Raw genomic sequence first — 12,486 nt, 5'->3', positions numbered from 1 at the left:
GCCGGCGCGGGGCCCCCCCGGCCGCGGCCCGGACCACCGGGGAGCCGGCGCCGACCCCGCCAGGGCCGATCCCCCCGACCCCGAAAGCCGACCCCGCCGGCGCTGATCCCGTCAGCCCCGGAAGCCGGCCCCGAAAGCCGACCCCTCCGGCGCTGATCCCGCCGACCCCGGAAGCCGACCCCTCCGGCGCCGCTCCCACCGGCCCCTGAGGACCGGGCCCCGGAAGCCGGCCCCGCCGAGCGTTCAGCCCGCAGCGGGTGACGTCGTGCGGACCGGGTGGCCGGCGGCGTCGAGGGTGCGTTTGACGTCGCCGATGCGCAGGTCGCCGAAGTGGAAGACGGAGGCGGCGAGGACGGCGTCGGCGCCGGCGGCGATGGCCGGGGGGAAGTGGTCGAGGGTGCCGGCGCCGCCGGAGGCGATGACCGGCACGGTGACGTGGGCCCGGACCGCGGTGATCATCTCGGTGTCGTAGCCGCTCCGGGTGCCGTCGGCGTCCATGGAGTTGAGCAGGATCTCCCCGGCGCCCAGTTCGGCGGCGCGGTGCGCCCATTCGACGGCGTCGATGCCGGTGCCGCGGCGGCCGCCGTGCGTAGTGACCTCGTAGCCGCCTGGGGTGCCGGCCGGTGTGCGGCGGGCGTCGACGGACAGCACGAGGACCTGGCTGCCGAAGCGTTCGGCGATCTCGCGGATGAGGTCGGGGCGGGCGATGGCGGCGGTGTTGACGCCGACCTTGTCCGCGCCGGCCCGCAGCAGCCGGTCGACGTCCTCGGCGGTGCGCACGCCGCCGCCGACGGTCAGCGGGATGAAGACCTGTTCGGCGGTGCGGCGGACCACGTCGTAGGTGGTGGACCGGTCGCCGGAGGAGGCGGTGATGTCGAGGAAGGTCAGCTCGTCGGCGCCCTCGGCGTCGTAGATCCTGGCCATCTCCACCGGGTCGCCGGCGTCGCGCAGGTCGCGGAAGTTGACGCCCTTGACGACCCGGCCCTCGGTCACGTCGAGGCAGGGGATGACGCGTACGGCGAGGCTCACGGGGCTCCTTGGGCGGCGGGGGCGTACGCCTCCAGTTCGACCTCGACCAGGACCCGGGAGTCGACGAAGCCGGAGACCACGACCAGGGTGGCGGCCGGGCGGACGGCGTCGAAGAGTTCCTTGTGGGCCCGGCCGACGGCGTCGACGTCGCGGGCGTGCGTGAGGTACATGCGGGTGCGGATGACGTCGGCCGCGCCGAGGCCGAACTCGGCGAGGGCGCCGACGGCGTTGCCGAAGGCGACCTTGGCCTGCTCGTAGGGGTCCCCGTCGCCCTGCAGGACACCCTTGACCACGGGCATGGTGCCGGAGACGACGACCCGGTCCCCGGCGCGGACGGCGCGGGCGAAGCCGAGGTCCTCCTCCCAGGAGCTGTCGGACTGCACACGTCGCACGGCGGGGGTCTCACTCATCAGGACACTGCCTCCAGCGCTTCTTCCAGGGTGAATGCCTTGGCATACAGCGCCTTGCCCACGATGGCGCCTTCCACACCCCGCGGCACCAGGGCGGCGATGGCGCGCAGGTCGTCGAGGGAGGAGACGCCGCCGGAGGCCACGACGGGCGCCCCGGTGGCGGTGCAGACGCGTTCGAGCAGGTCGAGGTTTGGGCCCTGGAGGGTGCCGTCCTTGGCGATGTCGGTGACGACGTACCGGGCGCAGCCCTCGGAGTCGAGCCGGGCGAGGGTCTCGAACAGGTCGCCGCCGTCGCGGGTCCAGCCGCGGCCGCGCAGCGTGGTGCCGCGGACGTCGAGGCCGACCGCGATCCGGTCGCCGTGTTCCGCGATCGCCTTGGCGACCCACTCGGGGCTCTCCAGGGCGGCGGTGCCGAGGTTGACCCGGGTGCAGCCGGTGGCGAGGGCGGCGGCGAGCGAGGCGTCGTCGCGGATGCCGCCGGACAGTTCGACCTTGATGTCCATGGCGGCGGTGACCTCGGCGATGCGGTCCCGGTTGTCGCCGGTGCCGAACGCGGCGTCGAGGTCGACCAGGTGCAGCCAGCCGGCGCCGGCCGCCTGCCAGGCGAGGGCGGCGTCCAGCGGGTCGCCGTAGGAGGTCTCCGAGCCGGACTCGCCGTGCACCAGGCGGACGGCCTGGCCGTCGCGGACGTCGACGGCGGGGAGGAGTTCGAGGCGCATGGGCGAAAGTGTCCTAGAGGGTGTCGAGCCAGTTGGTGAGCAGGTGCGCGCCGGCGTCGCCGGACTTCTCGGGGTGGAACTGGGTGGCCCACAGCGGCCCGTTCTCCACGGCGGCGACGAACGGCTCGCCGTGGGTGGACCAGGTGACCTTCGGGGCGCGGATGGCCGCGCTGGTGACGTTCAGCTCCCACTGGCGCACGGCGTAGGAGTGCACGAAGTAGTAGCGCTCGTCCGGGGCGAGGCCGGCGAAGAGCGCGGAGTCGGCGGGGGCGGTGACGGTGTTCCAGCCCATGTGCGGCACGACGTCGGCCTTGAGGGGCTCGACGGTGCCGGGCCATTCGTCGCAGCCGTCGGTCCGCACGCCGTGCTCGACGCCGTGGGCGAACAGGATCTGCATGCCGACGCAGATGCCCAGGACCGGGCGGCCGCCGGACAGCCGGCGGTCGATGATCCACGGGCCGCGGGCCGCCTTGAGCCCGGCCATGCAGGCGGCGAACGCGCCGACGCCCGGGACGAGGAGTCCGTCGGCGTTCATGGCGGTGTCGTAGTCGGCGGTGACCTCCACGTCCGCGCCGGCCCTGGCCAGCGCGCGGGTCGCCGACCTGATGTTGCCGAAGCCGTAGTCGAGGACGACCACGTGCTTGCTCATCCGGTGTCCTTCCGGTCTCTCGCGGTGCTCAGAGCCGCAGCAGGCCGGCGGCCAGGGCCATGACGGCGCCTATGGCCATGACGGCCACGATGCTCTTGGACATCTTCTGCTTCCAGAAGGAGTAGACCCCACCGGCCAGGAACAGTCCCAGCAGGATGAAGAGCGTGGCTCCCTTGTTCACAGTGCTCCCTTGGTGGACGGGATGCCCGGTTGCCTCGGGTCGATCTCCGAGGCGGTGCGCAGCGCGCGGGCGAGCGCCTTGAACTGGCACTCGACGATGTGATGGGCATTGCGTCCGTAGGGTACGTGGACGTGCAGGGCGATCTGTGCCTGGGCCACGAACGACTCCAGGATGTGCCGGGTCATCGTGGTGTCGTAGCCGCCGATCATCGGCGCCATGCCGGCGGGCTCGGTGTGCACCAGGTAGGGGCGGCCGGACAGGTCGACGGTGACCTGGGCGAGGGACTCGTCCAGCGGCACGGCGGCGTGGGCGAACCGCACGATGCCGCGCTTGTCGCCGAGCGCCTCGCGGAAGGCGGCGCCGAGGGCGAGGGAGGTGTCCTCGATGGTGTGGTGGCTGTCGATGTGCAGGTCGCCCTCGGTTTTGACCGTGAGGTCGAACAGGCCGTGCCGCCCGAGCTGGTCGAGCATGTGGTCGTAAAAGCCGACGCCGGTGGCGACGTCGACCCGGCCGGTGCCGTCGAGGTTGATCTCGGCGACGACGGAAGTCTCCTTGGTGGTGCGTTCCACCCGTCCGACGCGCGTCATGGTGCTCAGATCTCCTTCGTCAGGCCGCGTACCGCTTCGAGGAACGCGTCGTTCTCGGCCGGGGTGCCGACGGTGACCCGCAGCCAGCCGGGGACGCCGTTGTCGCGGACGAGCACGCCGCGGTCCAGCAGGGCCTGCCAGACGGCGTGCGCGTCGTCGAAGCGGCCGAACTGCACGAAGTTGGCGTCCGAGGTGCTGACCCGGTGGCCGGCCGCGAGCAGCTCCGCCACCAGCCGGTCCCGCTCGCCCTTGAGCAGTTCGACGTACTTCAGCAGCGTATCGGTGTACTCCAGCGCCGCGAGCGCGGTGGCCTGGTTGACGGCCGACAGGTGGTAGGGCAGCCGGACCAGCTGGACGGCGTCGACCACGGCCGGGTCGGCGGCCAGGTAGCCCAGGCGCAGTCCGGCGGCGCCGAACGCCTTCGACATGGTCCGCGAGATCACCAGGTGCGGCCGGCCCTCCAGCAGCGGCAGCAGCGACGGGCGGTGGGAGAACTCCACGTACGCCTCGTCGACCACCACCATGGAGGGCTTGGCGGCCTGGGCGGCGTCGTAGAGCGCCACGACGGTGTCGGCCTCGACGGCGGTGCCGGTCGGATTGTTCGGCGAGCAGACGAACACCACGTCCGGGCGGCGCTCGGCGATGGCGGCCAGCGCGGCGTCCCGGTCGATGGCGAAGTCATCGGTGCGCGGCCCGGAGATCCACTCGGTGCCGGTGCCGCGGGCGATCAGCGCGTGCATGGAGTACGACGGCTCGAAGCCCATGGCGCTGCGGCCGGGTCCGCCGAAGGCCTGGAGCAGTTGCTGGAGCACCTCGTTGGAGCCGTTGGCCGCCCAGACACCGTCGGGGGCGACCGGGTGGCCGCCGGTGCCGGTGAGGTAGCGGGCGAGCGCGGCGCGCAGTTCGGTGGCGTCGCGGTCCGGGTACCGGTTGAGGCCGCGGGCGGCGTCGCGCACCCGTTCGGCGATCCGCTCGACGAGTTCGGCGGGCAGCGGGTACGGGTTCTCGTTGGTGTTCAGCCGGACCGGGACGTCGAGCTGCGGGGCGCCGTACGGGGACTTGCCGCGCAGCTCCTGGCGGATCGGCAGGGCGTCGGAGCGGCTCACGGGCGCGGGACCTTCCATCCGTAGCGGGCCTTGATCGCCGCGCCGTGGGCGGGCAGGTCCTCGGCCTCGGCGAGGGTGACGACGTGCTGGGCGACCTCGGCGAGGGCCGCCTCGGTGTAGTCCACGACGTGGATGCCGCGCAGGAAGGACTGCACCGAAAGTCCGGAGGAGTGGCAGGCGCAGCCGCCGGTGGGCAGCACGTGGTTGGAGCCGGCGCAGTAGTCGCCGAGCGAGACCGGGGCGTGCGGGCCGACGAAGATCGCGCCGGCGTTGCGGACCCGGGCGGCGACGGCGGCGGCGTCGGCCGTGTGGATCTCCAGGTGCTCGGCGGCGTAGGCGTCCACGACGGCCAGGCCCTGGTCGAGGGTGTCGACCAGCACGATCGCGGACTGCCGGCCGGCCAGCGCCTCGGTGATCCGCTCGGTGTGCCGGGTGGCGGCGACCTGGGTCTTCAGCTCGGACTCGACGCGTTCGGCCAGTTCGGCGCTGGTGGTGACCAGCACGGCGGCGGCCAGCGTGTCGTGCTCGGCCTGGCTGATGAGGTCGGCGGCGACGTGCACCGGGTCGGCGGTGCGGTCGGCGAGCACGGCGATCTCGGTGGGGCCGGCCTCGGCGTCGATGCCGATGCGGCCCTTCAGCAGCCGCTTGGCCGCCGCGACCCAGATGTTGCCGGGGCCGGTGACCAGCTGGGCCGGCCGGCAGTCGTCGGTGCCGTAGGCGAACATGGCGATGGCCTGCGCGCCGCCGGCCGCGTACACCTCGTCGACGCCGAGCAGGGCGCAGGCGGCGAGGATGGTGGGGTGCGGCAGGCCGCCGTGCTCCGCCTGCGGGGGCGAGGCGACGGCGAGGGAGGCGACGCCGGCCTCCTGGGCGGGCACGACGTTCATGACGACGGAGGAGGGGTAGACCGCGCGGCCGCCGGGGACGTAGAGCCCGACGCGTTCGACCGGCACCCAGCGCTCGGTGACCGTGCCGCCGGGGACGACCTGGGTGGTGCGGTCGGTGCGGCGCTGGTCGCGGTGGACCAGGCGGGCCCGGCGGATCGACTCCTCCAGCGCGGCGCGCACCGCCGGGTCGAGGGTGGCGAGCGCGTCGCTCAGCGCGGCGGCCGGCACCCGGACCCGGTCGATGGTGACGCCGTCGAACCGCCGCGCGCAGTCGATCAGCGCCGCGGTGCCGCGATGCCGCACGTCGTCGCAGATCGGCCGCACTTTCTCCAGCGCGGCCTCCACGTCGAGTTCGGCCCGGGGCAGCAGGTCGCGGTCGATCGCGCCGTCGCGCAGGGCGTCGGCGTAGGCGGATCCGCGCAGATCGATTCGGGAGATCACGATGTCAAGTGTAGGGACGCGACCGGCGCGACGTCGCGGACCTCCACGCTGTGAGACACCGCCCCGGACCCCCGCGACGGGCCCGGCCGCGATCGCCGGACCGCCCGCGGTGACCGGTTCCGGCCATGCGGGACACCGGGAGGCGCTAGCGTGCCGTTCCCGACGATCACCTGATGATCACAGCGGGATTCGCCGGTGTGGCGGGCGGGCATCCCGCTACCCGGGGGTAACGGGAGGAGACACGCGGTGGCGGACAGCGGGCGGGCCGAGCTTCCGGAGGACCTGACGGCGACCGAACGGCGGGTGTGGACGGCGTTCGGCCGCGGCGAGGCGTGCGACCTGCGGGCCCGCGACTCGCGGCTGAACGATCCGGCGTCGGACCGGGCGTGGCCCGAGTCGCGCACGGTACGCGCCGAGGTCCTGGCCCGGCTGCTGCTGGACGGACCGCCGAGCGAACCGGGCCGGGTGGCCGCGCTGAAGCTGTTCGGCGCGCACGTCGCCGGGACGCTGAACCTCTCCGGCGGCCGGGTGCAGCCCTTCGTGGAACTGCGCGACTGCCGCTTCGACTCCCAACTGCTGCTGCCCGAGGGCCACTTCCACACCGTACGGCTGATGCGCTGCCGCATCCCGCGGATCGAGGCGGCCCGGGTGACCGTCTCCGGCGACCTGCACCTGCCCTCCTGCACGATCCCGGCCGGCATCCGGATCACCGACGCGCACATCGGCACCGACCTGCTGCTCAACGAGATCCGGGTCGGTCCGGGCCGCAACGGGCAGTCGATAGCCGCCGACGGGCTGACCGTCGCGCAGGACATCGAGGCCGAACTCATCGAGTCCACCGGGGAGATCAGCCTGCGCAGCGCCCGCATCGGCGGCCGGCTGAGCCTGCGCGGCAGCACGCTGCGCAACCGGCACGGCCGGTACGCGCTCAACGCGGCCCGGGTCACCGTCGAGCACACCCTGTACCTCAGTTCCGGCTGGTCCAGCGGGAGTTACGGCGGCAGCGGCACCCCGCCGACCGGCGTGCAGACCCAGCCGTTCCACTGCGAGGGCGGCCTGCGGCTGGACGACGGGCGGGTCGGCAACGCGGTGGTGATCGACAAGGCGCGGTTCGAGCTGTCCGGCAGCCAGCAGGTCTCGCTGCGCCGGCTCCAGACTCCCGAACTGCGCTTCGCGCTGCGCGAACCGCCGACCGGCTCGGTCACCCTGGGCGGCGCGCGGGTCGGCAAACTGCTGGACTCGGTGACCAGCTGGCCCGGCGCCGGCCTGATCGACCTGACCGGCTTCTCCTACGAATCGGTCACCGCGCACGGCGCGTTCTCGCTGGCCGAACGCATCGCCTGGCTGGCGAAGGCCACCCCCGAGTACAACCCGGAGCCCTACGAGCGGCTCGCGCTGGCGCTGCGGGCCGGCGGTGAGGACGCCGAGGCCCGCGACGTGCTGCTGGCCCGGCAGCGCCGGCGCCGCGAGACGCTGCCGACGGCCGGGCGCGTGTGGGGCTTCCTCCAGGACGTCACCGTCGGCTACGGCTACCGGCCGGCCCGGGCCGCCCTGTGGATGGCGGTGCTGTGGGCGTTCGGCGCGGCGTACTTCCTGGTGCACAAGCAGCCGCCGCCGGTCGACAGCCAGGCGTCGCCGCAGTGGAACCCGGCGCTGCTCGCCCTGGACCTGCTGCTACCGGTGATCGACTTCGGCCAGTCCGACGCCTGGCGGATGTCCGGCGCCGAGCAGTGGGTGGCCGCCGTGATCACCATGCTCGGCTGGGTCCTGGCCTCCACGGTCGCCACCGGCGCGTCCCGCCTGCTGCGACGAGGCTGAGGGGGCGGCGGGGCGACGGGGGGCGGACGGGCACCGGAGGCGGGCGGCACCGGAGGTTGGGCCCGAGGGCGGAGGAGTGGGCACCGGAGGCGGACCGCACCGGAGATTGGGCCCGAGGTCGGCGCGATGGGCACCGGAGGCGGGCGGCACCGGAGGTTGGGCCTGAGGTCGGCGCGGTGGGCACCGGAGGCGGACCGGGCCGGAGAGGGACCGGGCCGGAGGTGCGGAGCCCGCAGCGGGAGCGTTGGGCGCCTGAGGCAGGACCGCGCCCCGGCTGGACCGCACCGGAGGTGGACCGTACCGGGGCCCCGGGGGGCGGCGCGGTGGCCGGTGGGCGCCGCAGGTGGACCGCGGGGCCCGGGGAGACGCATAGGCTTGCCTGCTGTGACCGAACGCCTCCCGCTCTTCCCGCTCGGCTCGGTGCTCTTCCCCGGCCTCGTCCTGCCGCTCCACATCTTCGAGGACCGCTACCGCGCCCTCGCCCGCGACCTGCTCGCGATGCCCGAGGACGCCTCGCGCAGGTTCGGCGTGGTGGCGATCCGCGACGGCCGCGAGGTCGCACCGACCGGCCCGGACGCCGAAACCGGCGCCGCCGCGGGCTTCGGGCCCGACCTGAACGCCGCGCTGTACCCGATCGGCTGCGCCGCCGAGGTGGCGTCGCTCGCCGAGAAGGGCGACGACGAGGACGACGGCTACGAGATGGTGGCGACCGGCACCACCCGCTTCCGGGTGGTCTCGCTGGACGCCACGGGACCGTACCTGATGGCGGAGGTCGAGGAGCTGCCGGAGCCGGCCGGGGACGGCGCCGGCGAGCTGAGCGCGCAGGTCGAGCAGGCGTTCCGCACCTACCAGAAGCAGCTGGCCGGGGCGAGCGAGCGGACGCTGTCGTCGGCGCAGGAGCTGCCGGACCAGCCGACCGTGCTGTCGTACCTGGTGGCGGCGGCCACCGTCATCGAGGTGCCGTTCCGCCAGCGGCTGCTGGAGGCGGCGGACACCGCCTCCCGGCTGCGCGAGGAGCTGAAACTCCTGCGCCGCGAGACCGCCGTCATCGGTAAGCTCCCCTCGCTGCCGGCCGTCGAGCTGACCCGGCGGCCGACCAGCCACAACTGACGGAAGCGGCATGGGGAAGAAGACCAGGCAGGCCCCGGGCGGCACGCCCGCCACCGTGGCCCTCACGGCGGCCGGCGTGCCGTTCACCACACATTCCTACGAACACGACCCGGCCGCCGCGTCCTACGGCGAGGAGGCGTCCCGGGCGCTGGGCGTTCCCGCCGGGCGGGTCTTCAAGACGCTGGTGGCCGACGTGGACGGCACACCGACCGTCGCCGTCGTGCCGGTCGCCGGGTCGCTCGACCTGAAGGCGCTGGCCGGCGCGGCGGGCGGCAAGCGGGCCGCGATGGCCGACCCGGCCGCCGCCGAGCGCACCACCGGTTACGTGCTGGGCGGCATCTCCCCGCTGGGCCAGCGCAAGCGGCTGCGGACGGTGGTCGACGCGTCCGCGCTGGACCACGAAACGGTCTTCGTCTCCGCCGGTCGCCGCGGCCTGGAGGCCGAACTCGCCCCCGCCGACCTGGTCCGCCTCACCGGAGCCGTCACCGCACCCATCGGCCGCGCCTGACGGAACCCGACGACACCGGACACCACCCGACACCACTGAACGGTGAACGCCGGGGTGGCGGCCGGGGCGGGGTGCGGCGGTCAGTCCTGGCCGGGGCCGGGCCGCTCGTCGGGGCCGGGGCCCTTGTCGAGCCGGGGGCCTTCGTCCGGGCCGGGCCGCTCGGCGGAGCCGGGGCCGGAGCCGTGGTCGGGGCCCTGGACCGGGTTGCCGGCGTCCCCTGAAGGCTTCGGGGCCTCCCCGGACGCGGGCCGGGCGGCGGGACCGGCACCCTCGGCGGCCCCACCCGGGAAAGCGGACTCACCGGCGGACGCGGACTCACCGCCGGGGGCAGGCTCACCGCCGGGGGCGGACTCACCGCCGGAGGCGGGCTCACCGCCGGAGGCGGGCTCACCGCCGGAGGCGGGCTCACCGCCGGCCGCGGGCTGCGCGGGGCCCGGCTCGGTCGGGGTGTAGGAGACCCAGTGCGCGCCGGACTGCGGCTGCGGGCCGTTGCCGCGGGCGGGGTCCCAGCCGGGCCAGGGGGCGGGGGCCGGCTCGTTGGTGAAGAGCGAGGTGAGCGCCAGGAAGCCGAGGACCGAGCCGATCGGCCAGGCCAGCAGGGCGCCCTTGGCGTGCAGCACGAGCGGCGCGTCGAAGACCTTGTTGGTGCCGACCGCCTTGGCGTGCGCGATGACGTTGCTCGTGGGGCCGAGCCAGACGCCGAGCCGCCAGGCGATCACCGAGGCCACCACACCGCCGATCCCGAGCCCGAGCACCAGCGCGATGCCGCCGGTGCGGCGGCGCCAGAAGGCCGCCACCGCGCACAGCACGCCGACGCCGAGGCCGAGCAGCGTGAACCAGCCGTCCGCGCCGATCGCCTGTTCGCCCTCGGAGTCCTTGAGGTAGATCGCCGAACCGTCGGAGACCAGCGGCACCCGCGGCGCGACGTGCAGCCACAGCAGCCCCAGCAGCACGCCGGCGACCGCGGTCAGCGCGAGGACCAGCAGTGCGACGAGCAGCTCACGCCCCACCGAAGCCTTGGCCTCGGCCTGCGACGGGCCGTACGGGAAGGGCTGCTGGTCATGCGGCGTCAACGGTGCGGTCACCCGCCCATCCTGCCAGGTCCGGCTGTGCGGCCGTCAGCGGGACCCGGTCGGCCGCGCCGTCACGCGCCCGCCCGGTTCAGCGGTAGGCGGCCCGGCGGAACGCCCAGGTGGCGAGGCCCAGCGAGACCACACCGACGCCGGCGCACACCGACAGGTCGGCCAGCACGCCGGTCCAGTCCGGGTGGGGCGCGAACGTCGCGGCGAACGCCTGCACGCCGTAGGTCGACGGCATCAGGTCGCGCAGCCAGCCGATCGGCGCCGGCAGGTTCCCCGGCGGCACGATCCCCAGCAGCAGGGCCGCCGACATGCCCAACTGCCCGGCGAGCGTGGCGAGTTCCTGCCGCGGCGCCAGCAGGCCGAGCGCCGCGCCGAGCCCGGACAGCGCCGCGCCGGCCAGCGGGACCACAGCCAGCAGCACCCACAGGTTGGCGAACGGCAGGTGGAACAGCGCGCAGCCGGCGATCGCGGTCACGAAGGTCCCCGGCACGGTGAACGACGCGTAGGCCGCCGCCGCGCCCAGCACCACCGAGGCGGGAGGCACCGGCAGCGTCGCGTACGTGTCGAGGCCGCCGGCCGCCCGCAGCTGGCCGAAGTACTGGGCGAGCAGGTTGAGCGCGACGAACGCCACCACCAGCACGCTCGACCCGGACACCACCGCGCGCGCCGCCCCGGAGCCGGCCCCCACCACGCCGCGCATCAGCACCATGATGCCGACCGACTGGAAGGTGGCGACGAACAGCAGTGGGATGCGGGCGACCCGGGCGCGGGAGAGCTGGGCGGTGTAGACCGCGCCGAGCGCCGGGAACAGCCGGGCCCGCGGCGCGAGCGGCCCGGCCGGCGGCGCCGGTTCGGCCCCGGCGGCCCCGGCCAGCGGCACGGGCTGCGGTACGGACACGACGCTCACGCCTTGACCAGTCCTTTCTCGCGCCCGCCGAGCGCCAGGTAGACGTCCTCCAGGCTGGGGGCGGCCAGCGTGAAGTCGTCGAGGGCGGCGAACGCCGGGCCGCCGGTGACGGACGCGACGATCTCGCGGGCCCGCTGCTGCGGCAGCCGCAACGTCCAGCGCCGGCCGGCCAGTTCGGCCCGGTCCCGCAGCGCGGCGACCTCCGGGATCTCCAGCGGCGGCTGGTCGCGCCAGACCAGGTCCAGCCGCACCTCGCCCTCGACCGACGCCTTCAGCGCGGACGGCGTGTCGCTGGCGATGATCCGGCCCTGGTCGATGACGGCGACCCGGTCGAGCACCGTCTCGGCCTCGATGACGTTGTGGGTGACGATCAGCGCGGTGGCGGCCCGTTCGCGGCGGCGGCGGTCGACGGCGGCCCACACCGCGCGGCGGGCGACCGGGTCCATGCCGGTGGTCGGCTCGTCCAGCACCAGCATCCGCCGGTCGCCGACCAGCGTGGCGGCGAAGCAGGCCAGCCGCCGCTGGCCGCCGGACAGCCGCTTGAGCGGGCGGTCGGCGATCGGGGTGAGGGCGAGTTCGTCCAGGACGTCGTCGCGTTCGGCGCGGGCGGCCCGGCTGGACAGGCCGCGCAGCCGTCCGGTGGTCTCGGCGGCCAGCGCCACCGTCAGCTCGTCCAGCGCGCTGGACTCCTGGCCCAGGTAGCCGATCAGCCGGGCGGCGCGGTCCGGGTGGGCGACCAGGTCGTGGCCGTACAGCTCGACGCGGCCAGCGTCCGGCCGCAGCAGCCCGGTGAGCTGGCGGACCAGGGTGGACTTGCCGGCGCCGTTGGGGCCGAGCAGGCCGAAGATCTCACCGGCGCGGATGTCGAGGTCGATGCCGTCGTTGGCCCGGACCGCCGCGCCCGCCCGCCGTCCCCGGCCGGCCGGATACGTCTTGACCAGCCCGCGCACGCGCCACACCGTCGCCCCGGCGGCGCCGGGGCCGCCGTCCGACGCCTGCGTGCCCGTACTCACGATGACTGAGGGTACGCGCCGCCACGGGTGCCGTGCCGC

13 protein-coding genes and 1 pseudogene are annotated in these 12,486 nt (G+C 74.8%); 3 read left to right on the top strand and 11 right to left on the bottom strand.

Features of this window, described 5'->3' with window-relative positions:
• Positions 1-243: 243 nt before the first annotated feature.
• From hisF to hisD, 8 genes are read right to left on the bottom strand one after another with little or no spacing between them, the layout of a single operon-like run.
• Positions 244-1,029, bottom strand: a complete 786-nt coding sequence (gene hisF / locus POF43_RS13000; protein WP_271316314.1) for an imidazole glycerol phosphate synthase subunit HisF — start codon at positions 1,027-1,029, stop codon at positions 244-246.
• Positions 1,026-1,439 carry a RidA family protein gene (locus tag POF43_RS12995; protein WP_271316313.1) on the bottom strand — a complete coding sequence of 138 codons (414 nt, stop codon included), beginning with the start codon at positions 1,437-1,439 and terminating at the stop codon, positions 1,026-1,028. The genes hisF and POF43_RS12995 overlap by 4 nt, the downstream gene beginning before the upstream one ends.
• Positions 1,439-2,158 (bottom strand): bifunctional 1-(5-phosphoribosyl)-5-((5-phosphoribosylamino)methylideneamino)imidazole-4-carboxamide isomerase/phosphoribosylanthranilate isomerase PriA, encoded by a 720-nt coding sequence (gene priA / locus POF43_RS12990; RefSeq protein ID WP_271324441.1) that lies wholly within the window; start codon positions 2,156-2,158, stop codon positions 1,439-1,441. The genes POF43_RS12995 and priA overlap by 1 nt, the downstream gene beginning before the upstream one ends.
• A 13-nt stretch (positions 2,159-2,171) precedes the next feature.
• Positions 2,172-2,807: an imidazole glycerol phosphate synthase subunit HisH gene (hisH, locus tag POF43_RS12985; RefSeq protein ID WP_271316311.1), complete on the bottom strand. Its 636-nt coding sequence runs from the start codon at positions 2,805-2,807 to the stop codon at positions 2,172-2,174.
• A 28-nt stretch (positions 2,808-2,835) separates the two neighbouring features.
• Positions 2,836-2,988 carry a CG2302 family histidine operon protein gene (locus tag POF43_RS12980; protein WP_271316310.1) on the bottom strand — a complete coding sequence of 51 codons (153 nt, stop codon included), beginning with the start codon at positions 2,986-2,988 and terminating at the stop codon, positions 2,836-2,838.
• Entirely contained in the window at positions 2,985-3,575 is a 591-nt protein-coding gene (hisB, locus tag POF43_RS12975) for an imidazoleglycerol-phosphate dehydratase HisB (RefSeq protein WP_271316309.1), read from the bottom strand. Before hisB ends, POF43_RS12980 begins: the two co-directional genes overlap by 4 nt.
• A 5-nt stretch (positions 3,576-3,580) precedes the next feature.
• Positions 3,581-4,699: a histidinol-phosphate transaminase gene (locus POF43_RS12970; protein ID WP_271324442.1), complete on the bottom strand. Its 1,119-nt coding sequence runs from the start codon at positions 4,697-4,699 to the stop codon at positions 3,581-3,583.
• Positions 4,678-6,009 (bottom strand): histidinol dehydrogenase, encoded by a 1,332-nt coding sequence (gene hisD, locus POF43_RS12965; protein ID WP_271316307.1) that lies wholly within the window; start codon positions 6,007-6,009, stop codon positions 4,678-4,680. The genes POF43_RS12970 and hisD overlap by 22 nt, the downstream gene beginning before the upstream one ends.
• 246 nt (positions 6,010-6,255) lie before the next feature.
• On the opposite strand from hisD, the gene POF43_RS12960 reads away from it, so the two are divergent.
• The 3 genes from POF43_RS12960 (at position 6,256) to ybaK (ending at position 9,445) form a co-directional block, all read left to right on the top strand.
• Complete coding sequence (locus POF43_RS12960; RefSeq protein ID WP_282704562.1) at positions 6,256-7,827, top strand: oxidoreductase; 1,572 nt, start codon at positions 6,256-6,258, stop codon at positions 7,825-7,827.
• A gap of 384 nt (positions 7,828-8,211) precedes the next feature.
• Complete coding sequence (locus POF43_RS12955; RefSeq protein WP_271325782.1) at positions 8,212-8,937, top strand: LON peptidase substrate-binding domain-containing protein; 726 nt, start codon at positions 8,212-8,214, stop codon at positions 8,935-8,937.
• A 10-nt stretch (positions 8,938-8,947) separates the two neighbouring features.
• Complete coding sequence (gene ybaK, locus POF43_RS12950; protein ID WP_271318539.1) at positions 8,948-9,445, top strand: Cys-tRNA(Pro) deacylase; 498 nt, start codon at positions 8,948-8,950, stop codon at positions 9,443-9,445.
• Positions 9,446-9,525: 80 nt separating this feature from the next.
• On the opposite strand, the gene POF43_RS12945 is transcribed toward ybaK, so the two are convergent.
• The 3 genes and pseudogenes from POF43_RS12945 to POF43_RS12935 form a co-directional block, all read right to left on the bottom strand.
• A complete protein-coding gene (locus POF43_RS12945; RefSeq protein ID WP_282704561.1) occupies positions 9,526-10,530 on the bottom strand; it encodes an ABC transporter permease in 1,005 nt (334 codons plus the stop codon).
• A 76-nt stretch (positions 10,531-10,606) separates the two neighbouring features.
• Complete coding sequence (locus tag POF43_RS12940; protein WP_504992884.1) at positions 10,607-11,593, bottom strand: ABC transporter permease; 987 nt, start codon at positions 11,591-11,593, stop codon at positions 10,607-10,609.
• Positions 11,557-12,384: pseudogene (locus POF43_RS12935) on the bottom strand (ABC transporter ATP-binding protein); the annotation flags it as partial. The pseudogene POF43_RS12935 and the gene POF43_RS12940, both read right to left, overlap by 37 nt.
• Positions 12,385-12,486 lie beyond the last annotated feature (102 nt).

This window comes from Streptantibioticus silvisoli (assembly GCF_027947535.2).
GTDB classification, from domain to species: Bacteria; Actinomycetota; Actinomycetes; order Streptomycetales; family Streptomycetaceae; genus Streptantibioticus_C; species Streptantibioticus_C silvisoli.
Note: the sequence above shows the minus strand (reverse complement) of the source record. Positions and strands in the feature narration are given on the sequence as shown.

Coding starts and splice junctions, on each gene's coding strand:
- POF43_RS12995 (WP_271316313.1), bottom strand. CDS start 1,439: ATGAGTGAGACCCCCGCCGTGCGACGTGTGCAGTCCGACAGCTCCTGG.
- priA (WP_271324441.1), bottom strand. CDS start 2,158: ATGCGCCTCGAACTCCTCCCCGCCGTCGACGTCCGCGACGGCCAGGCC.
- hisH (WP_271316311.1), bottom strand. CDS start 2,807: ATGAGCAAGCACGTGGTCGTCCTCGACTACGGCTTCGGCAACATCAGG.
- hisB (WP_271316309.1), bottom strand. CDS start 3,575: ATGACGCGCGTCGGACGGGTGGAACGCACCACCAAGGAGACTTCCGTC.
- POF43_RS12970 (WP_271324442.1), bottom strand. CDS start 4,699: ATGGAAGGTCCCGCGCCCGTGAGCCGCTCCGACGCCCTGCCGATCCGC.
- ybaK (WP_271318539.1), top strand. CDS start 8,948: ATGGGGAAGAAGACCAGGCAGGCCCCGGGCGGCACGCCCGCCACCGTG.